The 24,239-nt window shown below is 68.3% G+C and carries 17 protein-coding genes; 8 read left to right on the top strand and 9 right to left on the bottom strand.

What is annotated here, in order from left to right:
• Positions 1–64: 64 nt before the first annotated feature.
• From ACIRG5_RS05370 to ACIRG5_RS05355, 4 genes are read right to left on the bottom strand one after another with little or no spacing between them, the layout of a single operon-like run.
• A complete protein-coding gene (locus tag ACIRG5_RS05370; protein ID WP_402900462.1) occupies positions 65–1,468 on the bottom strand; it encodes a nickel/cobalt transporter in 1,404 nt (467 codons plus the stop codon).
• Positions 1,465–2,766: a tetratricopeptide repeat protein gene (locus tag ACIRG5_RS05365; RefSeq protein ID WP_402900459.1), complete on the bottom strand. Its 1,302-nt coding sequence runs from the start codon at positions 2,764–2,766 to the stop codon at positions 1,465–1,467. The genes ACIRG5_RS05370 and ACIRG5_RS05365 overlap by 4 nt, the downstream gene beginning before the upstream one ends.
• On the bottom strand, positions 2,763–4,361 hold the full coding sequence (locus ACIRG5_RS05360) for a DUF4331 domain-containing protein (protein WP_402900456.1): 1,599 nt from the start codon (positions 4,359–4,361) through the stop codon (positions 2,763–2,765). Before ACIRG5_RS05360 ends, ACIRG5_RS05365 begins: the two co-directional genes overlap by 4 nt.
• 46 nt (positions 4,362–4,407) lie before the next feature.
• On the bottom strand, positions 4,408–5,580 hold the full coding sequence (locus tag ACIRG5_RS05355) for a pyridoxal phosphate-dependent aminotransferase (RefSeq protein ID WP_402900453.1): 1,173 nt from the start codon (positions 5,578–5,580) through the stop codon (positions 4,408–4,410).
• Between the two features lie 455 nt (positions 5,581–6,035).
• Between ACIRG5_RS05355 and ACIRG5_RS05350 the strand changes: the two genes are divergently transcribed.
• Positions 6,036–9,542 (top strand): ATP-binding protein, encoded by a 3,507-nt coding sequence (locus ACIRG5_RS05350; RefSeq protein ID WP_402900450.1) that lies wholly within the window; start codon positions 6,036–6,038, stop codon positions 9,540–9,542.
• Positions 9,543–9,572: 30 nt separating this feature from the next.
• Positions 9,573–13,340, top strand: coding sequence for a DNA gyrase subunit A (locus ACIRG5_RS05345; RefSeq protein ID WP_402900447.1), 3,768 nt, complete (start codon positions 9,573–9,575; stop codon positions 13,338–13,340).
• Positions 13,341–13,384: 44 nt separating this feature from the next.
• On the opposite strand, the gene ACIRG5_RS05340 is transcribed toward ACIRG5_RS05345, so the two are convergent.
• From ACIRG5_RS05340 to ACIRG5_RS05330, 3 genes are all read right to left on the bottom strand, one after another.
• Complete coding sequence (locus ACIRG5_RS05340; protein WP_402900444.1) at positions 13,385–13,714, bottom strand: hypothetical protein; 330 nt, start codon at positions 13,712–13,714, stop codon at positions 13,385–13,387.
• Positions 13,715–13,790: 76 nt separating this feature from the next.
• Positions 13,791–14,891, bottom strand: coding sequence for a glycosyltransferase family 4 protein (locus ACIRG5_RS05335; protein ID WP_402900441.1), 1,101 nt, complete (start codon positions 14,889–14,891; stop codon positions 13,791–13,793).
• Complete coding sequence (locus tag ACIRG5_RS05330; RefSeq protein WP_402900438.1) at positions 14,864–16,021, bottom strand: lipopolysaccharide biosynthesis protein; 1,158 nt, start codon at positions 16,019–16,021, stop codon at positions 14,864–14,866. Before ACIRG5_RS05330 ends, ACIRG5_RS05335 begins: the two co-directional genes overlap by 28 nt.
• Positions 16,022–16,190: 169 nt before the next feature.
• Between ACIRG5_RS05330 and ACIRG5_RS05325 the strand changes: the two genes are divergently transcribed.
• From ACIRG5_RS05325 to ACIRG5_RS05310, 4 genes are read left to right on the top strand one after another with little or no spacing between them, the layout of a single operon-like run.
• Positions 16,191–18,959, top strand: a complete 2,769-nt coding sequence (locus ACIRG5_RS05325) for an arabinosyltransferase domain-containing protein (RefSeq protein WP_402900436.1) — start codon at positions 16,191–16,193, stop codon at positions 18,957–18,959.
• The gene (locus tag ACIRG5_RS05320) at positions 18,956–19,459 is read left to right on the top strand and encodes a phosphatase PAP2 family protein (protein WP_402900433.1); all 504 of its coding nucleotides are present in this window, start codon (positions 18,956–18,958) and stop codon (positions 19,457–19,459) included. Before ACIRG5_RS05325 ends, ACIRG5_RS05320 begins: the two co-directional genes overlap by 4 nt.
• Entirely contained in the window at positions 19,456–20,346 is an 891-nt protein-coding gene (locus ACIRG5_RS05315) for a decaprenyl-phosphate phosphoribosyltransferase (RefSeq protein ID WP_402900430.1), read from the top strand. The genes ACIRG5_RS05320 and ACIRG5_RS05315 overlap by 4 nt, the downstream gene beginning before the upstream one ends.
• A gap of 25 nt (positions 20,347–20,371) precedes the next feature.
• Positions 20,372–21,361 carry a hypothetical protein gene (locus ACIRG5_RS05310; RefSeq protein ID WP_402900427.1) on the top strand — a complete coding sequence of 330 codons (990 nt, stop codon included), beginning with the start codon at positions 20,372–20,374 and terminating at the stop codon, positions 21,359–21,361.
• A 7-nt stretch (positions 21,362–21,368) separates the two neighbouring features.
• Here the strand turns inward: ACIRG5_RS05310 and ACIRG5_RS05305 are convergent, their stop codons facing one another.
• Positions 21,369–22,118, bottom strand: a complete 750-nt coding sequence (locus tag ACIRG5_RS05305) for an SDR family NAD(P)-dependent oxidoreductase (RefSeq protein ID WP_402900425.1) — start codon at positions 22,116–22,118, stop codon at positions 21,369–21,371.
• 217 nt (positions 22,119–22,335) lie between these two features.
• Positions 22,336–22,887 (bottom strand): DivIVA domain-containing protein, encoded by a 552-nt coding sequence (locus ACIRG5_RS05300; protein WP_402900423.1) that lies wholly within the window; start codon positions 22,885–22,887, stop codon positions 22,336–22,338.
• A gap of 96 nt (positions 22,888–22,983) precedes the next feature.
• Between ACIRG5_RS05300 and ACIRG5_RS05295 the strand changes: the two genes are divergently transcribed.
• Both ACIRG5_RS05295 and ACIRG5_RS05290 read left to right on the top strand, forming a co-directional pair.
• Positions 22,984–23,352: a YchJ family protein gene (locus ACIRG5_RS05295; RefSeq protein ID WP_093606073.1), complete on the top strand. Its 369-nt coding sequence runs from the start codon at positions 22,984–22,986 to the stop codon at positions 23,350–23,352.
• The gene (locus ACIRG5_RS05290; protein ID WP_402900419.1) at positions 23,349–24,026 is read left to right on the top strand and encodes a hypothetical protein; all 678 of its coding nucleotides are present in this window, start codon (positions 23,349–23,351) and stop codon (positions 24,024–24,026) included. The genes ACIRG5_RS05295 and ACIRG5_RS05290 overlap by 4 nt, the downstream gene beginning before the upstream one ends.
• Positions 24,027–24,239 lie beyond the last annotated feature (213 nt).

Raw genomic sequence — 24,239 nt, 5'->3', positions numbered from 1 at the left:
ACGGAAACGGACGAAGGCCCCGGATTCTTCACGAATCCGGGGCCTTCGACTTGCATTGGTGTAATTAGACCGCCTGCAATGTCAGCCAGGCGCCGACGACGATGACCATCGCGGCTGTGCCGACAGGTGCGTAATGGGACACCATGCGGGTGGCACGGCCGTCCAGGATTCTCTCGACGCGCTCCCGCGCCTTCACGAGCAGCAGGCCTACCGCGGTGAGCGTGCCGGCCATGCCGATTCCGTAGCCGACGACCAGCAGGACGCCGAACCACGTGCGGCCCAGGGCCATCGCGCCCAGCAGGACCACCAGTGCGGACGGTGAGGGGACCAGGCCGTTGGCCGCGCCCATGCCGATGAGGCTCGCGCGGCTGTATCCGTGGCCGTGCCCATGACCGTGTCCGTGGCCATGACCGTGCCCATGTCCGTGGCCGTGCCCGTGTCCGGTCAGGGCTCCGGCGAGCGCGGGTTCGCGGGTCGTCGATAGGGCCGAACGCAGCAGCATCACGCCGATCACCGCGATCAGCAGGCCGCTGACCAGCCCGAGCCAGCGCAGCACCTGTTCACCGGCGAGCGCGCTGGAGGCACTGATGATCAAGCCGAGGATCAGCACGCCACCGGTGTGCGTGGCCGTGACCGACGCACCGACGATGAACGCGTCCTTCGGCGTGCCCTGACGACCGGCCAGATAGGCCGCGATGAGCGTCTTGCCGTGACCGGGCAACGCCGCGTGCGACGCGCCGAGCACCAACGACAGCAACAACGCCAAAAACCCGAGCCACGGCGTGAGGTCGTCGCTGCCCAGGATGTCGTTGAGCTTGGCCGCCGTGACGCTGAAGGACTGGATGGGGGAGCCGGTGGCCTTCTTCGGCTCGGATCCGGTGCCCGGTTCGGCGCTGAACGCGACGGAGCGGACGTCCATCGGACTGCTGAGCAGGTCCTCCGGGTACGTCTGCAGCTCGTTGCTGATGCTCTCGGTCGGCACCGGCGAGTCCGCGATCCTGATCCCGGTGCCGGCGGCGGTGATCTCACGCCAGCCGACCCGGTCGGCGTTCGACTCGTCGTGGAACTCGAGCCTGGCCGGCCGGTCCAGGTCCACCCTGGCGGTGAACTCGCAGACCAGCCGGGTCGTGCTGAGATCGGCCTGGCCGACCGGGTGCTCCTTGGTGGAACTCGCCAGCGTCCAGGAGATCTGCCGCCCGTCCACAGTGGAGCGATCTGTCCTGGAGACCTCGTCGCACCACTGCTTCGCGTCGCGGGTCTTCAGGTTCTCCTGCAGTGTCGGGATCTCCGCCACGTCGACCACGGATCTGAGATCGATCCGGTCGGGGTGCAGGTGCAGCCCGTGGTAGTGGTTGACGCTGAAGTTGCCCAACGGGTGGGCGGACGCCTCGCCGTTGATGAAGAAGATCCCGGCGAGCAGCAGCGCCGCCACCAGGACGGGCCGCACCACCCAGTTGGACAGACTCACCGGCCGCCTCGAAGCTCCGCGAGCTTGCGGCCGGCCTTGAGCGCCTGCAACGGGGAGAAGTTCGCGTTCAGCCGCAGCGCCTGCACCAGTGCCTCCTGGGCCTCGGCGACGCGGCCGAGCGCGGCCAGGATCATGCCGCGGTGGTAGGAGAACGTGGCGTTCTGCCAGCCCAGCGCCACCGCGCGGTCGGAGTAGCCCAGCGCCTCGGCGTCCCTGCCGTTCACGTGCAACGCCCAGGCCATCGCGTCGGCCACGAAAACGCTCTGCCGGCGGCTCCACTCGGCTTCCGCACGGCGCAGCGCCTGCATGCCATCACCGCGGTCCGCGGCGACGAGGGCCGCGGCCAGATCGTCGGAAGCACCCTGAGACTCCATCAGCCGTTGCTGCTCGGAAAGGACTTCGTACTGCCGCGCGGCCTCGTCGCTGCGGCCGTTGGCCTCCAGCAGTTCCGCGTACTCCTGCAGGTACTGGGGCAGGGGAGCGCGGGCCACCAGCCTGCGGTAGCTCTCGATCGCCACCGGGACCTCGCCCCGTGCCGCCGTGACCTTGGCCATGCCTTGAGTGAGAGTCATGTCGTCTCCTCTCGCCGCCAGTCCCTGCGCGTAGTGCTGAGCGGCTTCGTCGAGCCGGTTGTGGTCGAACGCGAGTTCGCCCAGCCGGTAACGGCAGAACGCGATCTCCTCGGGCGTCGTGGCGGCCTTCAGCGCGCGTTGCATCGCGTCGCGGGCGCCGTCGACGTCGCCGTGGAGTTCGAAGTGGAAGGAAGCGCGGGCGAACGACGCCGTGTTGGGCTTGAGATCCAGCATCTTCTGCACCGCGTCCTGCGCGCCCGCGTCGTCGCCCAGTTGCGTCAACGCGTCCGCCAGCACGCCGTACGCCTCCGAAGAGGACGGCAGTGCGGTGATGGCCTTCTGAGCCCAGTCACGGGCCGTGGAGAAGTCGTGGCGGGAGTTGGCCAGCGTGCCCATGCCGATCGCGGCCAGGCCCGTGTCACCCGCGTTCTTCAAAGCGCCTTCGGCCTTCGCGTAGTACGCCGGATCGGCCGTGACCCGTGCCAGTTCCACATAGGACGAACCGAGCCTGGCCCAGGAGTCCTTGTCCTGCGGAAGCTCGTGCAGCCGCTGCTGCAACTGGTGCACCACGCGGTGCATCTGGTTCTGCTGCGCCACCGCCGGAACCGGGGGAGCAGGGGGCGCGCCCCCGGCCCTGCTGTCGGCAGGACCGGAGGCGGCGAGGTAGGCAAGCGCCGCGGTGACCAGGAGAACCACCGCGACGGCCTGCCGTTGCTGGTACTTCACTTCGAGTGCGACCCGTACTTGCGGATCGATGCCTGGCGCTTGCGCCACAGGAAGAAACCGGCGCCGAACACGAACGCCGAGCCCACCGCGGTGGTCATCGCCATCGGATCGATGTTGCCGATCTTGCCGACCGGGTTGACCGCGACCTCGGCCGTGGTGCCCGAGGCGTTGACGGCGGTGCCGTTGCGGGGCAGGCCGACGTACGGGAAGTTCGCCTCGAACGGCTGGTCGTTCGCGTCGACCTTGTCACCCGTGGCGAGCGCGTCGACGAGCTTGCCGGACGCCGCCGCGCCTTCCATCGCCTGAACAGCGATGTCCACCACGTCGTCGGTCAGCCGCCGGCCGTTCGGGAAGCCCTGCGTGTCACCCGCGAGCAGGCCCAGGCGGTTCGGGTTGGCGTTCGGGTCGATCATCATGTTCAGCCGCAGCATCTCGGACGGGCGGAACTTCCGCGCGTCCACGTCCGCGTTGTTGACCTGCGAGTTCAGGTCGGCGTTGATCTGCGCGCCGAGCTTCTTCGTGATGCCGGTCAGGAAGATCTCGGCCAGGTCGTCGCGCTGACCCTGCGGTGCCGGGATCTTGTAGATCGCCTCGATGAGCTTCGGCAGCTCCGGGTTCACCACCCGGTCGACGAGCTCCTTCACGCCGGCGTCCTGGTCGGGGCGCAGGCCGTTGAACGCGTCCTTGAGACCCGCGGGGGCCACGACCTCGTTCACCAGCGGGTTGCCCAGGCGGGAGACCTGCACGAAGTCGCCCTGCGGCTCCGCCTTGCCCGGCGAGAGCTTCAGGCTCCGCTTCTGCGTGGTGCTCCAGATGCCGATGTTCGGGTTGCGGTGCACGTCGTTGCGCAACGCCAGCGCGTGCTTGGGCAGCTGGATCGCGATCGTGTTGACGTTGTAGCCGCGCAGCGTGTCCTGGCCGACCTCGCTCAGGTTGCCGCCGTAGAGAAGGTCGAACACCCGCAGGTCGGCGAAGAACGCGTCCTCGGACGGGCCCACGTAGACCTTGCCGCCACCGGCGATCTGCGTGATCGCCTGGTCGCGCAGCTTCTTGAAGTCCGGCATCGACGCCGGGCCGTTCGGCGACGGCGCCACCGGGGCGTTGTCCGCCAGCTTGACCTTCTGGCCGTTCTGGTAGATCGCCTCGAGGTCGTAGCGCTGCCGGAACAGCAGGTTCTCGTCGTCGAGCGAGTCCACGACACCGTTGGAGTACAGGAACGTGTTGTTCTTGCGCCGGTCGTCGTTCTCGAAGGTGAACCGCAGGGTGACGTCAGGCTTGGCGTCACCGTCGCTGTCGACGTTGAAGTCGTACTGCGCGTCCTCGGCCCACGGGAAGAAGTTGGGGCCACCGTTGGGTTCCTGGAACCCGGACCAGTTGCCGACCAGCGTCACGGTGTCCTTGTGGTCCGGACTCACGAACGCGTACAGGTCGGTGTTGTCCACTGCCGGGTCGCCCGCGATGAGCGGAGCCTCGCGGTGAGACGACGCCGTGGCGTTCGTACCGCCGAACATGGCCGCGTTCAGCAGTGTGGCGGCCACCAGCGCGGCCGCAGCCACCTGGCCGCGCCGACCGCTGAGGGCGTGCGGTGATGACATCTGTGGGCAACCTTTCGGAGATGAATACAGGGTGCTGTGCGTTCGTTCAGGCGCTGTGCATGAGCAGCGACGGTTCGCTGGAATGACTGGAATGAACGGCGTGGCTCGTCCACCTCGCCTGGGTGAAGTCGCGGATGCCCTCGACGAGCCGTTCCACGTCCTGTTCGGGACGGACGACCAGCCGGGCGAACTTGCTGGTCATGCCGAGCTTGTTGCCGCATTCACGGATGAAGACCTGGTGCTTGGCCAGCAGGTGGTCGCGCAGTTCGCGGCCGTCCATGCCTCCGCCGAGCTTCACGAACAGGAAGTTCGCCTGCGACGAGTAGACGGTCAGGTCCGGGATGCGCGAGAGCTCCATGCCCATGCGGTACCGGTCGCGGCTCAGCAGCCGCAGGCTCTCGGCGTACTCCGCCTCGTGCTCGGCCAGCATGAACACGATGGTTTCCGCGAGAGAATTGAGGTTCCACTTCGGCAGCGTCTTGCGCATCTTCCCGGCCAGTCCCGGGTTCGCGACCAGATAGCCGAACCGGACGCCGTGCAGGCCGAAGTTCTTGCCGAGGCTCTTCAGCACGACCACGTTGGGCCGGATGGACGCCTCGGCGGCGACCGACGGATTGCGCTCGACCTCGACGAAGTCGATGAACGACTCGTCGATCACGATCAGATCGAGGTCGGACAACTCGTCCATGAACCGGATGATCTCCCGGCGCGGCAGGTAGCCGCCGTCCGGATTGTTCGGGTTGCAGATGACCGCGACCCTGCTGCCCCGCGTGCGGATGAACTTGATGTACTCGTCGATGTCGAGCTCGAAGTTGTTGCTCTCCTGGAGCAGGAACATGTCGACGCGCTTGTTGCTCTCCATCGGCTGGTCGGTCCAGCGTCCGAAGGTGGGGATCGGGATGGCGACGCTCTCGTGGATCCACAGGTGGTCCATCCACGTGATCAGCTCGGTCGAGCCGTTCGACATCGCGAGCGTCGCCGGGTTCAGCCCCAGCACCTTGGAGAGCTGGTCCGCGATCTTGCTGGAGTCGCTCGGGTAGAACTTGAGGATCGACTCCAGGTTCTTCGACAGCTCCTCGAACATCTCCGGCGTCGGGAAGTACGGATTGCACGGGATGCAGAAGTCGACGAGCTCACCCGCACCGGTCCGCGACAGCTCGAAGTAGGACGGGCTGTGCGCGGTCTGCTGGAAGAGACCCGAGTCCACACCATGCCGCACGCGACCACTCCGTCCTTCGATCCGGTTCCGACACCGGGGCATACGTGCCGATGTTCATCCCGGTTCACGGGTCGGTTCCGGGAAGGTCTCGGAACGGTCTCGCGCGCAACCTCGGTCCGTGCCGTCGCCGACCTGCCTCTCCGGCGGCCTCGCGTCCACTTAGGACAGGAGAACTGACCTGATCGGGCCTCTGGGATTGGCCGCGCACGTGCCTGGGTACCCGGCCTCGGGTCCCGCTCGCGCGCGTGATGTGAGCCAACCGCTGGCGTGACCGATCTCGTTTGGGACAGTTGCGGGCGCTTCCGCAGGTCAGCAGGGCTGTGCGGGTGGCCGGCGCGCGGGTGTGACGCACCATTCAGGGCGGTTTCCACTCCCGTGACGGGCGTCCTGCGAAAAATTGTCGGTCGGGACGGATACCCTGCTGGCAGTCCGCACACAATCAGGGAGCAGTACCCGTGACCGCAGAGACCCTGTACGGGGCCGACGACCTCACCCATCTGGAAGGTCTGGAGGCCGTCCGCAAACGGCCAGGCATGTACATCGGGTCGACCGACAGCCGGGGCATCAACCACCTCTTCAGCGAGATCGTCGACAACTCGACCGACGAAGGAGTCGCGGGACACGCGACGAAGATCGTGGTCACCCTGCACGCGGACGGCAGCGTCCAGGTCGACGACGACGGCCGCGGCATCCCCACCGACGTGCACGCGAAGTCCGGTCTGTCCGGTGTGGAACTGGTGCTCACCAAGCTGCACGCCGGCGGCAAGTTCGGCGGCTCCGGCTACAAGACCTCCGGCGGCCTGCACGGCGTCGGCGCCTCCGCCGTCAACGCCCTCTCCCACCGCTACGACGTCACCGTGCGCCGCGGCGGCAAGGTCCACGAGATGTCGTTCGCCCACGGCGTTCCCGGCGTCTTCGACGGCCCCGGCCCCAAGGCCAAGTTCACCCGCCAGAACGGGTTGAGCGTCGTCGGCAAGATGAAGCGCAACGAGTCGACCGGCACCTCGACCCGTTACTGGTACGACGCCCGTTACTTCGAGAACGGCGCCACGCTGGACGTCGACACCGTCCGCACGAAGCTGCGCAACACCGCGTTCCTCGTCCCCGGCGTGACCTACGTGTTGAGGTCGGCGCTGGAGGAAACGATCTCAGAAGAGGTCTTCCACTACCCGCACGGCCTGACGGACATGGTCGACTTCCTGGCCCCCTCAGGCGACCGAGCGGTCTCCGGCACGTTGGTGATCACCGGCAACGGCACCTACTTCGAGAACGCCGCCGACGAGAACGGCGTGATGCGGTCCAAAGTGGAGCGTCAAGCCGAGATCGAGGTCGCACTCCGCTGGGGCACCGGCTACGAACGCACCGTCGAGTGCTTCACCAACACCATCCGCAACGTGCACGGCGGCACCCACCGCCGCGGCTTCGACCGCGCGGTCGTGAAGTCGATCCAGGACGCCATCTCCAAGACCCGGGGGCTCCTGAAGCCCAAGGAGGAGATGCCGACCCTCGACGACGTGCTCGAAGGCATGACGGCCGTCATCCACGTCCGCATCCCCGAACCGCAGTTCACCTCGCAGACCAAGGACGAACTCTCCACCGCCGGCATCACCAAGGTCCTGCAGGGCATCGTCGACCAGCAGATCCGCGCGTGGACAGAAGACCGCAAGACCAAGATGGAAGCCAAGACCGTCCTGCAGAAGGTCGTCGACGCCTCCCGCGTCCGGCTCACGCAGAAGCAGCAGAAGGACGCGGCACGCCGCAAGACCGCGCTCGAGGGCGCGGCGATGCCCGCGAAGCTGGTCGACTGCCGCACGACGGGCGTTTCGCGTAGCGAGCTTTTCCTCGTGGAAGGCGACAGCGCGTTGGGTTGCTTTGTGAAGGAAACTCGCGTTTCGCTCGCGTCTGGTAAGTCGTTGTCGTTCGGCGAACTCGTGGACGACTGGGACCGTGGAGTCACGCACTTCGGTTACGCCACCAACAAAGCAGGCCGCGTCGTCGTCGTGCCGCTGGTCGAGCCGCGGCTGACCAAGAAGGACGCGCCGCTGGTCCGCGTCACCCTGGACAACGGCGAGTCCGTGCGTTGCACGCCGGACCACCTGTTCCGGCTGCGTGACGGCTCCTACCGGCGTGCGGACGCTCTCCAGACCGGCGACTCGCTGATGCCGCTGTACCGCTCGGTGTCCTCGAAGGCCGAGGGTCACAAGCTCGACGGCTACGAGCGGGTCTGGATGAACGACCGGCAGGAATGGGTCTACACCCACTACCTGGCCGACGCGTACAACCTGCGCCACGGCTTCGACAGCACCGAGGACGGCAACGTCCGGCACCACGTCGACGTCGACAAGCGGAACAACGACCCGCGCAACCTCAAGCGCATGACGTGGGAAGACCACTCGGCACTGCACGCCGCGATGATGGGCGAGCACGTGCACGAGGGCTACCGCGCATGGCTGGCTGCCGGCGGTACCGAGTTCAAGTCCGCGATGCTGTCCGAACAGTGGAAGAACCCGGAGTTCCGCGCCTCCTGCCTCGCCCGGCTCGCCGAACGCAACCAGGACCCGGAATTCCGTGCTCGCATCGAGCAGGGCTTCCAGGACTGGTACTCGGCGCTGAGCGAGGACGAGAAGGCGGCCTACGCCGAACGCCTGCGCGCGCTGCAGGCCGCGTACTGGGCCAAGCCCGAGCACCGCGAGGCCGCTGCCGAGCGAGTGCGTGCGTTCTTCGCGCAGCCCGGCAAGCGCGAAGAGTGGAGCGAGCGCTCCCTGGCGCAGTGGCAGGACGAAGAACTCCTCGCGTGGCGTTCCAGCGCCACGATCGGCCAGTTCTCGGACCCGGCGGAACGTCAGCGCCAGCGCGACGCCGTCATCGCGTGGCACGAGAACAATCCGGAGTTCGGCCGCGAGCACTCGGCCCGGATGAAGCAGCGGATGGCCGACACCTCCACCGGCCACCTGGAGAAGATCCAGAAGGGTCGTCGCCGGTACGTGGAGTCGACGCCACGCGCGGAGCGGGTCGCCAAGCAGGTCGAAGGCCGCCGGATCGCCGCACTCAAGCGGATGGCGCCGATGCTGGACACGCCGTCGAACTTCGAGCTGGCGTTGTCCTACGAGCTCGACCGCCGGGAGAACGCCAAGACCGGACTGAAGTTCCTGAAGGTGCTGGCGCACTACGACGACGACTTCGCGCGTTTGCGCGAGGCGGCGTCGATGGTGAACCACTCCGTCGCGTCCGTCGAGGCGTTGCCGGAGCGGGAAGAGGTCTACGACCTGACCGTCGACGGCTACCACAACTTCGCGCTCGAAGCCGGCGTGTTCGTCCACAACAGCGCACGCATGGCACGCGTCTCCGAGTACCAGGCGCTGCTTCCCTTGCGCGGCAAGATCCTCAACGTCCAGAAGGCCTCGCTCGCCGACACGCTGCGCAACGCCGAGATCGCCTCCATCGTCCAGGTCCTGGGCGCCGGCACCGGCCGCACGTTCGACCTCCCGCAGATGCGGTACGGCCGTGTGATCCTGATGGCCGACGCGGACGTCGACGGCAGCCACATCCGCACGTTGCTGATCACGTTGTTCGCCAAGTACATGCGCCCGGTGATCGAGGACGGCCGCCTCTACGCGGCCATGCCCCCGTTGCACAAGGTCATGACGCGCGGCCGCAACGCCGAAACGCACTTCACCTTCACCCAGCGCCAGATGGAACAGACCGTCGCGCGGCTGGAGAAGGCCGGCAAGCAGGTGGTCACACCGGTGCCGCGGTTCAAGGGTCTGGGCGAGATGGACGCGGACGAGTTGTGGGAGACCACGATGAACCCGTCCACCCGCTCCGTCCGGCGCATCACGATGGACGACGTCGAAGCCGCCGAGGAAGCCCTCGAACTCCTGATGGGCGAGAAGGTCGAGCCACGCCGCAACTGGCTCGTCGAGTCCGCCGCACGGGTCGACCAGTCGGCCATCGACCTCTAAGCCTCAACAGACAGACGGAGTCACGAAGTCATGGCACGCCGCAAGGGACCCACGACCAAGGTCGACCCAGCCGCGTTCGACCGGGCCGGCGCCAAGGTGCTCGACAACTCGCTGAAGACGGAGATCGAGGACTCGTACCTGGAGTACGCGTACTCGGTCATCCACTCGCGGGCACTGCCGGACGCGCGGGACGGCCTCAAGCCGGTGCACCGCCGCATCCTCTACTCGATGCACGAGCAGGGGTACCGGCCGAACCACGCGTACGTGAAGTCGTCACGCGTCGTAGGCGACTGCATGGGCAAATACCATCCTCACGGCGACACGGCGATCTACGACGCGTTGGTCCGCCTCGCCCAGGACTTCAGCCTCAACGAGCCGTTGATCGACGGACATGGAAACTTCGGGTCACCAGACGATGGACCAGCCGCGAGCCGATACTGCGTGGTGGCTGATACCCGAATCCGGCTCGCCGACGGATCCAGCGCGCGTATCGGCGATCTGGTTGATCTTCCTGCCGACTCCGAGGCCGATGCAGACTTCGAGGTGCTCGACAAGGACGGCAAGGCTGTCCAGGTCGACAAGGTCTTCAACTCCGGTGTGCACCCGACGCTTCGGATGACCACGAAGTCGGGTTTCTCAGTTCGTGGCAGCGAAAACCATCTGGTCCTCTGTCTTGAGGCGCCGATGGGCGTGCCATTGTTCCAGTGGCGGCGCCTGGATGAGCTCAAGCCCGGCGCGGTCGTGGCTGTGGCCCGGAACGCCTGGTCTCAGATCATCCCCACCGCGCAGGAGTACGTCCTCGGAGTTCTCGCCGGGGCATGGGTGTCGGAGGGCTTTGCGTCCGAGACGCGGGCTGGGTTCAACAACACCGACGAGCACTTCTTCGGTGAGGTCTTGCACGCCTATGACCAGGTGGTCGGCGGCCAGCGCTACCTCAATCAGCGGGAGACGTGCCGGGACCGGAAGAAGATCTGGGAGCTCGACGTTCAGGAGAGTTCGGGTGGCATGGATGCCTTCCGGGCGAGTCCGTTGGCAGAACTCATCGGCCATCAGGCACGAGACAAGTTCGTGCCGGAGTGTGTCTGGCGCGGTGGCTGGGGCGTTAAGCGTGCGTTCCTGATGGCAGCGTTCGAAGGCGATGGCGGCTGCCGCGTCGCGAAGGACGGCTTCACGGTTCAGTACTCGTCTTACAGCGAGCGACTTGCCGCTGAGATGCAGGAGCTGCTTGCGGAGTTCGGCGTCATCGCCGCGCATCGCCGCTACACCCGTGTCAGCGGCGCGGTGGAACATCGACTGGTTGTCTCTGGGCTGCGCAACGTCACGGCATTCGCTGAGCGCGTTGGCTTCCTCAAGACCAAGCAGGCGAAGCTGAAAGACCTGCTCAGGCATTCGCCGCTGCGATCGCACCGGCTCAGCCAGGACTCCGTGCCGTTCGTCGCGGACTACGTGCGGAGCGCGCTCGACTTCGACCGCCGTGGAAGCGGCCGGAAGTGGCTGACCCAGCACAACTTCGACCGCGTCGAGCGCTGGGAGACCGAACGGCTGAGGATCATCGACCGGATCAAGGATCCGGAGATCCTCGCGACGATCCTGCCGATCATGGACTCCGGCTACCGATTCGAGCCGGTGACCACCGTCGAGGCGGCGGAACCGGCCGAGGTCTACTCGGTCCGGGTCGTCTCGGAGGACCACTCGTTCCTCGCGGGTGGGTTCGTGAACCACAACACCGAAGCACGCATGTCCCACGCGGCGATGCAGCTGGTCGGTGAGCTGAACGAGGACACGGTCGACTTCAGGCCGAACTACGACGGCTCGCTGGAAGAGCCGACGGTGCTGCCGGCGGCGTTCCCGAACCTGCTGGTCAACGGCACGTCGGGCATCGCGGTCGGCATGGCCACGAACATGATCCCGCACAACCTCCGCGAGGTCGTGGGGGCGGCGCGGTGGCTGATCTCGCACCCGGACGCGAGTCTCGACAAGCTCATGGAGTTCATTCCCGGCCCTGACCTGCCGACCGGTGGCATCCTGCTCGGCCTCGACGAGGTCCGGAAGGCCTACGAGACCGGGCGCGGCGTCGTCAGGATGCGTGCCAAGGTCGAGATCGGGCCGCTGGAGGGTTCCAGGGGCCGGCAGGCCATCACGGTCACCGAGCTGCCGTACGGCGTGGGCTCCGAGCGGATCGTCGAGAAGATCACCGACGAGGTCAACAAGTCGAAGCGGCTCACCGGCATCGCGGACGTCAAGGACCTCACGGACCGTGAGAACGGCATCCGGCTCGTCATCGAGTGCAAGGTCGGCGTGAACCCTCAGGCCCTGCTCGCGGACCTGTACCGGCTGACGCCGATGGAGCAGTCGTTCGGCATCAACAACCTGGTGCTGGTGGACGGCCAGCCGCAGACGCTGGGGCTCAAGCAGTTGCTGGAGGTCTTCCTCAAGCACCGCTACGAGGTCGTCACGCGCCGCACGAAGTTCCGCCGCCGCAAGCGGGAGGAACGGCTGCACCTGGTCGAGGGGCTTCTCCTCGCCCTGCTGGACATCGACAAGGTCATCAAGCTGATCCGGGGCAGCGAGAACGCGGCTGCCGCCAAGGACGGCCTGATGAAGCAGTTCAAGTTGTCGGAGATCCAGGCCACCTACATCCTCGACACGCCGCTGCGCCGCCTGACCCGGTACGACAAGCTCGAGCTCGAGAACGAGCAGGACAAGCTCCGTCAGGAGATCGCCGAGCTCAGCGCGATCCTGGACGACGAGGGCGTGCTCCGCAAGCTCGTGTCGACCGAGCTCGCGGCCGTGGCGAAGGAGCTGGGCGGCGAGCGCAGGACGAGCCTCATCGACGGCGACCTCAAGGAGGTGCTGGCGGCGTCGAAGCCCGCCGGGCCGCTGGAGGTGGCGGACGACCCGTGCCAGGTCATCCTGAGCGCCGCCGGTCTCGTCGCGCGCACCGCGGCGGAGTCGGAGGAGGCGTCCGAGGGCAAGCGGCGGGCGGGCCGGGTGAAGCACGACGCCGTGCTGGCCGTGGCGCACTCCACGGCGCGAGGTCAGGTCATCCTGATCACGAACTTGGGCCGTGCGTTCAAGACGGACGTGCTCCCATTGCCCGTGCTGCCGGAACAGAGCGGCACGGTCAGTCTGCGGGGCGGTATGGCGGCGAGTGAGCTGGTGCCGCTGGAGAAGGGCGAGAAGGTCGTCGGCATCGCGCCGCTCGACCCGAAGGACTCACCCGGCATGGCGCTGGGCACGAAGCTCGGCACGGTGAAGGTGTGCGTGCCGGAGTGGCCGGTCCGTTCGGACGAGTTCGAGGTCATCTCGCTCAAGGACGGCGACGAGATCGTCGGCTGCACGTGGCTCACGGACGGCAGTGAGACGCTCGCGTTCGTCAGTTCCGACTCGTCACTGCTGCGTTATGACGCGAAGCTGGTGCGGCCGCAGGGCCTCAAGGGCGGCGGTATGGCGGGCATCAACCTGAGCGGCGACGCGTACGTGGTGTTCTTCGGTGCGATCCGCACGGACGACGACGAGCACGGCGAACCGATGGTCGTCACCTCGTCCGGGCAGAGCGTCAAGGTCACGCCGTTCAGCGAGTACCCGGCCAAGGGGCGCGCGACGGGCGGCGTGCGGTCGCAGCGCTTCCTCAAGGGCGAGGACCACCTGGTGCTCGCGTGGATCGGCAGCAGGCCGGCGGGTGCGGACGACAAGGGCACACCGGTGGAGTTGCCGGAGGTGGACCCGCGCCGGGACGGCTCCGGTCACGCGCATCCCGGTCCGGACGTCATCGGGCACCTGATCGAACGGGACTAGTTCAGCGCCGGTGAGGACGGGGCACGGGCCACGTCCTCACCGGGTCAGGGAGAGATGCTGCCGGACAGCTGGGCGGAGCTGTCGCTGCCAGGCGAGCTGGTTCCGGCGGTCTGCGTCAGCAACTCTCCGTTCGCCGTGCAAGTCGCGAGCACGCTCCCGCCGCTGTGCCGCAGGACGAGCTTCCACTCATGGCTGCCGCTCCCCGCTGGGAACTCGAAGGTCCTGTGCCACGGGAGCGCTGCAGACGTCTCCTCGCTGGAAGTGCCGTCGACGACCAGCGTCAGCGACGAGATGGTGGCCGTTCCCGTCACCTCCAGCACGATCACGTTCGGTGCGGCCTTCGCGGTGGGGGAGGACGACGGCGTCACGGTCATGGACGAATCCTGCTCCGGCGTTCTGGCGCCGGTGCACCCGCTGAGCAGTCCCAGAACCGTTCGGTACCGGTCCCCGCTATCGGGCGTGCTTCTCGAAGAGCGCTTCGAAGGCGTCGAGCACGGCCGGAACGCTGAACTTCGCCGCGGCCGTTCCGTCCGGGACCGGTGGTTCGTCGCGCAGGGACCGCAGTCCCGCGGTGATGGCCGCCGCGTCGCCGGGCGGCACGATGACGCCGAAACCCGTCTCCCGCACCGGGATGCGCACGCCGGGCAGGTCGCTCGCCAGCACCGGGACGCCCGCGAGCATCGCGACGACCTGCACGATGCCGAAGGCCTCGAACGCGTTCACCGACGGCAGGGCGAACACGTCCAGAGACGCGTAGAAGTCGCCGAGGTCCTCGTCGGGCACGAAGCCGAGCAGCTTGATCCGCGGGTCGTCCGCGATGCGTTCGCGCACGCGGGAGATGACGCTGCCGCCGGCGACGTTGCCGAAGTCGCCGCCGATCAGCAGTCGTGCCGCAGGGTCCTCCAGTGCGCGGAATCCGTCGACCAGGTGCTCGACTCCCTTCTCCTCCACGATGCGGCCGAGGAACCCGACGTGCGGGCCGTCGCCGTCGCGGAACCGCGGCGTGCCAGGGGGAACCGGGCGGCAGGGCGGGGGTACGGCGGCCATGTGCGGCTGGATGGACGGCCACAGCCTGCTTTCGCGTGCGTAGTCCTCGCTCGTCACCGCGACGGCCGCGGCGCGGCGCATCGCGAGGCGGCTGGACGCGTCGATGACCTTGCCCTGCACCGTGTTCACCAGGCCGGGTGGCAGGCTGACGTCGCAGTGGTAGGTCACGACGACCGGGCACTTCGCGAGCGCGGCCACCGGGCCGGCTTCGAGCATCGGCAGGTGGAGGTTGAGCGCTCGGGCGTTCGCCGACGCCTCGCGCACCATGGAGGCGAACGCCGGGCTGATCACCCCCTTGCCGAACCGGGCGAGCACGGGCGCGCGGCTCACGCGCACGCCGTTGATCGTTTCCTCGTGCGGTAGCGAGGGGTCGTGGCGGGTGGTGACCACGCGGACGCGTTTGCCGCGCTCGGCGAGCCCCTCCGCGACGTCCCGCGCGAAGTTGGTCAGCCCTGACACGTAAGGCGAGTAGTAGGTCAGGGCGATGACGAGGTCGTCGAGCACAGTTCGCTCTCCTGTCGTGGGGAAGTGAGCAGCCGGAGCCCGACGAGCAGTCCGGCGAGGGATCCGGTGAGGAACGCGATCTCGGCGCGCAGCAACAGATCGGGGATGAGGGTGAAGGTCGCCGCCGCGGTCAGCACGCCCATGACCCAGCTCCACGCGACACGGCTGTGCAGGGCGTCCGCGACCAGGGCCTGGGTGGTGACGATCAACCCGAGGTGGGCGACGACGCCGAGCGCGATGAGAGTCAGGTCCGTGGCGGACACGACGTAGAGAGGACCGAACACGAGCCGCACGAGCCACGGTCCGATCGCGAACGCCACGGCGACGCCGGCGACCGCTGCCACCGCGAGCACGGCCGCGAGACGGGTCACGACGGTGCGCTTCTGCTTGCCTGCGAGCACGGGCAACAGCGCTGTCTGCAACGGAACCGCGACGAAGAGCGGGACCCTGGCGAGCAGGAAGGCCGCGAGGAACACCCCGGCCTGAGCCCGTTCGCCGGGCGTCGCGATCGCGGTCACCAGCACGGGGATGCCGTTGAGCAGCAGTTGCGCGCACAGGGAGCCGACGAGCAACGGGGAGACCGCGCGGGCGAACTCGCGCACGGGCACTTCGCCGTCTCCCTGCCACCAGATGGCGGCCAGCACGGGTAGGTGCGCCACCGCGACCGCCGCCACGAGCGTCCATTCGAACTGCGCGCTCGTCGTGGCTCCGAGCCAGCCGGCGAGCAGTGCGAACACCACGCGCAGGGTGGTGTCGGCGACCAGCAGGCCGCCGTGCCACGCCAGTTTCCCGCTGCCGATCAGCGTGCCCCGCACCAGGAACTGCGCCGCGGACAGGAAGCACAGCACCACGACGGCGGGGGCGACGAACACGGCCAGCGCGCACTCGACGACCGCCATGCAGGCAGCGACGACCGCGGCCGAACGCAGCGCGCGAGGGCCGAGGCGGGCCAGTTCCTGTTCCACTGGCAGGAAAGCACCGAACCCGACCAGCAGTGCGATCGACCAGAACGCGCCGAAGTCGCTGTACTCGGCGGGCGAGACGTTGCGCGCGACGATCGCGAGGTAGGCGTTCACCAGCAGTCCGGACAGGACGATGCACACCCCGACGAAACCGAGCGCACGAACCATGGGCGGGACCATATCGGCCGCGGAGTGGCGATTTTCGCGTCCGTAACACGATTCCGGGTTATGGCAACGCAGACGTAGCAATGCGCGGTTCGGCCGGGCTCTTCGCGTAACGGGCGGTCGCTAGCTTCTGACGCCTCGCCCTTCCGAAACCCCCTGAGGACACCGGCGCGTGACGACTGAAACGATTTCGCTCGCTCCTGAAACGCCTGCCATCACCGCTCGGCCCGGTCCAGGGAGGAGACGACGGCTGCTGGCCGTCGCCGTCGTGTCCGGCGCGCTCACGGTGCTGCTGTCGGCGTTGATGCCGCTCGCGCCCGTGTCGATCAACGACCCCACCGTGACCTGGCCGGAGAACGCGTCGGCGCCGCGGTCCACGATGCTCGCGCTGAGCGCCTACCGTCCATTTGAGATGGACGCGCGGTTCGGTTGCGCGACCGCACGTGCCGCGCAGGCCAGTGGGGGCGTGGTGTTCTCGACCATCACGCCGTCGGCCCCGGCGCGCGGTCTCGTCGTGCAGGCGGAGAACGGCCGCCTGCTGGTGAGCGGTGTCGCCACGCTGGACGAGCCGGTGCCCGCGGGTGACTGCTCGTACGAGATCCGCGGTGACCGCGGCGGGCTGAGCATCCTGCGTGACGGCAAGGAGATCGGCCGGTCCGCGATCATGCCGGACGTGCACGTGCTGGCGACCTCGATCACCACGCTGGAGACCGCAGACCTGTCCGTGCGGATCAGGGTCGACGACCAGTTCAGCACCAGTCCGTCGCCGTTCAAGATCGTGCTGATGGTGCTTCTCGCGCTGTGTGCGGCGACCGCGTTCGCCTGCCTCGTGCTGCTGGATCGGCGCGTGTCCCGCGAGTCGGCCCGGTTCCGGTGGCGGCTGAGCCTCGTCGACCTGGTCGTGCCCGCGATCATGATCCTCTGGTTGTTCCTGGCGCCGATGTCCGACGACGACGGCTACTACAGCGCGATGGCCAAGAACGTGCCGTTCGAGGGCTATGTCGGGAACTACTACCAGATCCTCAACCAGGGCTTCACGCCGTTCTCCTGGTTCTACTACTTCCTGGCGAAGTGGCAGGTCTTCGGCTTCGCCCCGGTGGTTCTGCGCATCCCCGCGCTGCTGTTCGGTCTGGTGACGTGGTTCGCCGCACGTCGTTACGTGTCGGGAAAGTTCAGCGGGGTCGTGCTCGGCGCGGCGTTCCTGGCGTGGTGGCTGCCGCTCGACATGGGGGTGCGGCCGGAGGGTGTCGTGACCATGTGCGGCATGCTCACGCTGCTGGCGGTGACGGCCGCGGTCGAACGCGGGCGGCTGGCGTTGCTGGGCGCGGCCGTAGGGGTCGCGGGCATCGGTTTCTTCGCGCACCCCACGGGTTTCACGACTCTCGCGCCGTTGCTGGCCGGTCTGCCGTTCGCCTGGAAGCTGCTCACGAAGGACGCGGGCTGGCGCACGGTCGTGGCGAGGACGCTCGCCGTGCTCTCTCCCGGTGCGATCGCGATGATCATGGCGTTCAGCGACGGAACCCTGCGCGATTTCCTGTACGCACAGGAGATCTTCAAGAAGATGGCCGGCTCGGACACCTGGTACACGGAGTTCGCGCGCTGGATGTTCCTGCTGAACCAGGGCGACGCCATGGCGAACTACGCCAAACGCGCGCCGGTGCTGGTGTGCGTCGTCGCGCTGGTCTGGTTCGTCGTGCTCGTCACGGCCGCACGGGCACGCCGGATCGACGTGCCACCGAGGCTCGCGCTGGCGGGCTGGTCGACCTTGTTCGCGTTCTTCCTGCTGTGGCTGACACCCAGCAAGTGGACGCACCACTTCGGCAGCCTCGCGGGGATCGGCTCGGTGTTCATCGCGTTGATGCTGCTGGGCTCCGTGCCGTTGGTGCGCGAGCTGACCAGCGACCGCCGCATGCCGGTTCCGGTGCTGCTGGGCGGAATCGTCAGCGTCGTCGCGATGCTGGGTCTCGCAGGGCACGGCGCCAACCTGTGGCCGTACTCGTGGCACCTCGGGCTGCCGTCCACGGGCGTTCCGCCGCACGTGTCGGTCCTCAAGTTCGACAAACCGTACTGGTGGCTCGTGCTGATCGTGATCGTGGCGGTCGTGTTGTACCGGCGGGGCAAGGGTTCTCTCGCGCCGGTCATCGCGATACCGGTCGTGATTGTGCTGTTCTTCACCGCCAACATCGCTTATCTGGTGGGCGGTTTCACCATCGCTACCGCGCGCACGCTGGACACGTGGTCGCCGTGGGCCGCGAACGTCCAGGATCCGCTCGCGGAACGGTGCGTCGCGGCGGACGCGGTCGAGGTCGCGACACCGCAGCCGCTGGTCTCGTTGCCGGACAGGTGGTTCGCGATCCAGACCGACCCGATCGCGACCGTCGTCACCGGTGGACCGGCACCCGTCACCTACGAGTACGCGAACTCGGACGCGAAGGTGCTCGGCACCGGCAAGGTCACCGACAACGTGGACAGCACGCTGCGACGCACCCTGGTGCTGCCTCCGGCACCCGCCGGCGCCACGCAGGTGCGGCTCTCCGGCGAGGGCGAGTTCACCCCGCCGGCCGCGCAGAAGTACGTGCGTTTGCGGGAGTTCCTGCCCCGCGAACCGGCGGTCGCGGTGGCGTGGCAGATCGCGTTCCTGTTCCCCTGCCAGCGTCAGCCGCGCGTGCAGGACGGCGTGATCGAACCGGTCTCCTACGCCGTGCAGTGGGGCGACACGCAGGCGCTCGGCCTGTCCGACGCGACCTGGCAACCCGTGCGCGGGGCGCTGTTCGGGAACGTTCTCACCACGCACGAGGTCACCGCGTTGCCGGCACGGCTGCGGGACTCCTCCCGCCCGTACCCGATCCAGGTCTACCGGGCCACCCCGCTCTACGAGGCCGGTCGGTACACCACCACCCGCGACACCCAGACCCGCATGGGTTGGGAAGGCGTTCGATGAGCGATCGTGAAGCGGAGGCGCTGGTCGCCGTGCAGACGGCGCTGGCGAGACCACCCGTGGTGCACGCGGCCCGGCTGCTGTCGTGGTTCGGCGAGCACAGCGCGGGATGGCTGCTCCTGGGCGTCGCCGGCGCCGCGGTGGACCGCCGTCGCCGTCCTGAGTGGACGGTCGCGGCCACGTCGGTCGTCGCCGCGCACGCCGTGTCGATCGTGGTGAAACGCGTGGTGCGGCGGCGGCGTCCGCATCACGCGGAGGTGCAGGTGCTGGCGGGGACCCCGAGCAAGCTGAGTTTCCCGTCGTCGCACGCGTCCTCCACCACGGCCGCCGCGGTGGCCTACGGCGCGCTGACGAACCAGCCGCTGGTGCCGCTGCTGGTGCCGCCCATGATGGTCAGCAGGCTGGTGCTGGGCGTGCACTACCCGACCGACGTGCTGGCCGGCGCCGTGCTGGGCGCCGTGGTGGCACGCGGCGTGCGGCGCGTGGTGTGGGGTCGTCGATGACCGCGGCGACCGAGACACGGCCATCGATCGTCCGAGGACTGATCAAGACCGCCCGGCCGCACCAGTGGGTGAAGAACGTCCTGGTGCTGGCCGCACCCTTCGCGTCGAGCAGGATCACCGAACCCGTCGTGCTGCGGTCGGCGGCGCTGGCGTTCGCGGCGTTCTGCTGCGCGGCCTCGGCGGTGTACCTGGTCAACGACGCGAAGGACGCGGAAGCCGACCGGGCCCACCCGAAGAAGCGCCTCCGCCCGATCGCGGCGGGCATCGTCCCCGTGCCTCTCGCGTTCGGCACCGCCGGTGTGCTGATGGCCGCGTCGTTGTCGATCGGTGCGGTGGCGGGCTGGAAACTGCTCGTGCTCATGGCCGTCTACCTGGTGGTCCAGCTCGGCTACTGCTTCGGCCTGAAGCACCAGCCCGTCCTCGAACTGTGCGTGGTCGCCTCCGGGTTCCTGCTGCGCGCCATCGCGGGCGGCATGGGCGCGAACATCGAGCCCAGCCAGTGGTTCCTGCTCGTCACGGCGTTCGGGTCGCTGTTCATCGTGGCGGGCAAGCGGTATGCCGAGATCAAGCTCTTCCACGAGACCGGCGCCGCGATCCGCCACTCGCTGACCAGGTACTCGGAGACCTATCTCCGGTTCGTCTGGGCCACCTCGGCCGCGGTCATGAACATGACCTACGGCCTGTGGGCCTTCGAGCTCGGTCAGCGCACGGGCAGCCCGTGGGCCGCGCTGTCCATGGTCCCGTTCGTCATCGCCGTTCTCCGCTACGCCGTCGACGTGGACAGCGGCAAGGCGGGCGCGCCGGACGACCTGGCCCGCTCCGACCGGGTCCTGCAGTCGCTGGGACTCGCCTGGGTGGTGACCGTCGCACTGGCGATCTACCTCTGAGCGACGCTGCCCCTACGATTCCGCCATGGTTCGCACCACTCCGCCACGCCCGGTCGATCTCGTGGCGCACCTGCCCGCCATGGCCTCATTGGCCCGCACCGCGGTGCGGCTGCACCCCCGGCCCGGCGAGCCTGCCGCGGCGGACAGCTCGATCGGCGGCCCGTTGCTGTGGCCGGCCCGGGAGCCGTGGCCGACGTGCGCCGAGCACGCCGGTCCGTTGCTCGAAGGTGCGAGCGTGCCCGACGTGATGGCGCGGCGGCGGATCCTGACGCAGGCGTGGGCCAGGCCGCGGGAGCGGGGCACGAACCTGCTGACCGAGGACGAGAAGGCCGTCATCGACCGCGTGGACGACGGCGAGGAGATCGCGCAGGACGGGCCGGCGCCGATGGTGCCGGTGGCCCAGCTGTACGCGCGGGACGTCCCCGGCCTGCCCCGTCCGGACGGGGCGGACCTGCTCCAGGTGCTGTGGTGCCCGTTCGACCACGAGGACGACGGCTACGTGCCGAGCACCGTGCTGCGGTGGCGGGTCGCCGCCGAGGTGACGGAACCGCTGACCGACCCACCGCTACCGGCCGCGGTCGAGGACAACTACCTGCCGCAGCCGTGCGTGCTGCACCCGGAGACGGTCGTGGAGTACCCGGCTCCGCACTGCCTGTCCGGGGAACTGGCCGGGCAGGTGCACGAGTGGGAGAAGCGGGAAGAGCAGCAGTACCAGTACGAGCTGTCCGTCGCCTCCGGCTGCAAGACCGGCGGGCACGCGCCGTGGAGTTTCTCCGACCCGTACCCCATGTCCTGCCCGGACTGCGGCGCGGACGTCCAGCCGTTGCTCACCATCGCCAGCTCCGAGTGGGACGGCAACACGAGCTGGCAGCCGGTCGAGGACGCCGAGGCGGACCAGCCGCCGTTCCCGGCCCCGCACGAGCCGACGATGCTGATGATCGGCCGGAGCTACAACCTGCAGCTCTACACGTGCGTCGACGTTCCCGCACATCAGCACGTCGCGAACATGCAGTGACACCCGTCTAGAGCCCGAATCCGCCGGACACCTCGACGTTCTGCGCGGTGATCCACCGGCCGTCCTCTCCGGCGAGCGCCGCGATCGCCACCGCCACGTCGTCGGGCTCGCCCACGCGGCCCAGCGCGGTCTTCGCGGCCATGGCCGGGATGAACTCCGGGAACTTCTCGAAGGCGTCGTCGCCCAGCCTGGTCCGGGTGGCGCCGGGGGAGACGGAGTTGACGCGGATGCGGCGCGGGCTCAGTTCCTTGGCCAGGTAGCGCGTCAGCACGACCAGGGCGCCCTTCATGGTGGCGTAGCCGGAGTAGCCGGGCTCGGCCTGCTCGGTGGAACTGCTCGTCGTGTTGACCACCGCGCCGCCGTCCGCGAGGAGCGGGAGCAGGATCTGGGTGAGGAAGAACGGGCCCTTGAGCAGGACGCGGTAGAACTTGTCGAACAGTTCCTCGGTGGTGTCGGGGAACAGGGCGGTCTGGGCGAAGCCCGCGTTGTTGACGAGGACGTCGAACGTGTCGCGGCCCCAGCCGCCGAGCACCTGCGCGACCTGGTCGCGGAACGCCGGGAAGGTGTCGCTGCGGCCCAGGTCCAGCGGGAGGGCGACGGCGTTGCCGCCGTTCTGCTCGATGGCGGAGACGGCCTGCTTGGCGCCGGTCTCGTTGGAGCCGTAGGTGAGGATCACGGAGGCGCCCCGCCGAGCCAGTTCGACGGCCGTGCTCCAGCCGATGCCCGAGCTGCCACCGGTCACGATTGCGACTGACATGTTCCTACCGCCTGTTCTGGTCTGCCTGGTTTCTGATGAACCAATAAGACCAGCGAAGGCGGGGTGAGCAGGAGACTGAAGCTCTCGTCTTCTTGCCTGATTCTCCCGGTGCGGGCGGTGTTCTGGGACAGGTCCCGGATCAGCCGGCGCAAGCTCTCAGACGGAGGAAGGCCCGGCCTGGGTGTCCCAGGCCGGGCCTTGCGCGAGATCTCGCGACCTACGTGATGTGCAGGTTCTGCACCTTCGCCTCCGTGACGATGCGCTCGGCCTCGTCACGGGCCACGTTGCGCAGTTCCGCCAGGGCGCGCATCGCCTCGGCACGGCGGGCCGACATCGCGAGCCGGAAGTCCTCGCGGATCCCGTCGCGTTTCGCGGCCGCCTCCTCGTCCAGGCGGCGGGCTCGTTGCTCGGCCTCGCCCACGATCATCAACGCCTTGAGCTGCGCGTCCCTGACGACGTCACGGCGTTCTTCCTCGGCCAGGGCGACCATGCGGGCGAGCCGTTCCGGCAGGCCCTTCGGGTCGATCGGGGTCAGGCAGATGCGGTGCAGGCCGTCCTGCAGGGCGGCGTTCTCCTCCTGGACCGAGACCAGTCTGCTCGCCAGGGCCTCCGCGCGGGCCTCCGAGGCGTCGCGGTCGGCTGTGACCAGGCGAAGCTCTGCTTCCAGCTCGGCGACGTAGTCGTCCACCTCGTCGCGGTCGTAGCCGCGCCATCGGAGCCCGAACCACGTTCGCAGCGGTACGAGCTCAGTCCTGCTGTCGACACTCACTGCCGTCTCCTCTGCCTCCCGCGAAGTCAGTCTTGACAAGGGGTACGTACGGGGTGCGGCATCGGTTCTAATGGGTTTACCAGGCACAATGTCGGCGTGAACAACAAACTGTGCCCCTGCGGTACCGGTCAGTCCTATGTGGACTGTTGCGGTGCGCTGCACTCCGGAGCCCGCAAAGCGGCCACGGCCGAGCAGCTGATGCGTTCGCGTTACAGCGCTTTCGCGGTGTCCGATGAGGACTACCTGCTGCGCACCTGGGCTGCGCGAAACCGGCCCAGGAGTGCCGGAATCGACTCGACCGACCGCTGGCTCAAGCTCGAAATTCTGGCGACCGAGAACGGCGGTCTGCTGCAGAGCGAGGGTGTGGTGGAGTTCCGTGCGCACTACGTCGGGGGCGTGGTGCACGAGCGGAGCAAGTTCATCAGGGAGAACGGCCAGTGGGTGTACGCGGAGGGCCTGGAATGAGCACGGTGACGGTCGCGAGCAGGTTCAACGGGCCTCCCGGCATGGGCAACGGCGGGTACTCCGCCGGTCTGCTCGCCGCGCACGTCGACGCGGAAACGGTGAGCGTCCGGTTGCGCAAACCGGTGCCGCTGGACCGCGAGATGGAGGTCCGCGACGGGCAGCTGTTCGACGGGGAGACGGTGATCGCCTCGGCCGAGCCCGCCACGCTCGACCTGGAGGTTCCCGCCGCGCCGACGCTGGACGAGGCGCTGAAGGCCTCCGCGAAGGTGCCGTGGCGCGACAGGCACCCGTTCCCGACGTGCTTCGGATGCGGTCCCGGCAGACAGGACGGCATCGCCGCGCTGCTGGGCCCGCTCGACGGCCGCACCGAGTGGGCCGGGGTCTGGACGCCGAGTGACGTGCTGCCGAACGACGGGGTCAGCGTGCTGCCGGAGATCGTCTGGGCCGCGCTCGACTGTCCGTCCGCGCAGCCCGTCGCACCGGACGGGGGACCGGCGTTCGTGCTCGGCACCTTCGTGGCCCGAACCGAGCAGCCGGTGAAACTGGGCGTGGACCACGTGCTCCTGGCGTGGGAACTTGGCCGGGACGGACGCAAGGCCTACTCCGCGTCCGCGATCATCGGCCCTGACGGAGTGTGCGGACGAGCACGCGCCGTGTGGGTCTCGATCGGATGACGCCAAATAACCCGACTGGGTGACAAGTGTGCGGTGCGTCTTGATAGCGTGCACGCTCGTTGCCCGATTAAGCCGAAAGGGCGAGTGACCGGGATGGCACGGAGGTGATCAGGCGCTTGATGGGCCGACGTGCCGCCGCCCATGGCGACCAGCAACCACAGACCCAGAGTTCTGCCCAGAGCGTTTTCGGGGTTCAGACGATTACGAGCACCG

This window comes from Lentzea sp. NPDC102401, from assembly GCF_044765805.1.
GTDB classification, from domain to species: domain Bacteria; phylum Actinomycetota; class Actinomycetes; order Mycobacteriales; family Pseudonocardiaceae; genus Lentzea; species Lentzea sokolovensis.
Note: the sequence above shows the minus strand (reverse complement) of the source record. Positions and strands in the feature narration are given on the sequence as shown.

Coding starts and splice junctions, on each gene's coding strand:
- ACIRG5_RS05360 (WP_402900456.1), bottom strand. CDS start 4,361: ATGTCATCACCGCACGCCCTCAGCGGTCGGCGCGGCCAGGTGGCTGCG.
- ACIRG5_RS05345 (WP_402900447.1), top strand. CDS start 9,573: ATGGCACGCCGCAAGGGACCCACGACCAAGGTCGACCCAGCCGCGTTC.
- ACIRG5_RS05340 (WP_402900444.1), bottom strand. CDS start 13,714: ATGACCGTGACGCCGTCGTCCTCCCCCACCGCGAAGGCCGCACCGAAC.
- ACIRG5_RS05330 (WP_402900438.1), bottom strand. CDS start 16,021: ATGGTTCGTGCGCTCGGTTTCGTCGGGGTGTGCATCGTCCTGTCCGGA.
- ACIRG5_RS05320 (WP_402900433.1), top strand. CDS start 18,956: ATGAGCGATCGTGAAGCGGAGGCGCTGGTCGCCGTGCAGACGGCGCTG.
- ACIRG5_RS05315 (WP_402900430.1), top strand. CDS start 19,456: ATGACCGCGGCGACCGAGACACGGCCATCGATCGTCCGAGGACTGATC.
- ACIRG5_RS05310 (WP_402900427.1), top strand. CDS start 20,372: ATGGTTCGCACCACTCCGCCACGCCCGGTCGATCTCGTGGCGCACCTG.
- ACIRG5_RS05305 (WP_402900425.1), bottom strand. CDS start 22,118: ATGTCAGTCGCAATCGTGACCGGTGGCAGCTCGGGCATCGGCTGGAGC.
- ACIRG5_RS05290 (WP_402900419.1), top strand. CDS start 23,349: ATGAGCACGGTGACGGTCGCGAGCAGGTTCAACGGGCCTCCCGGCATG.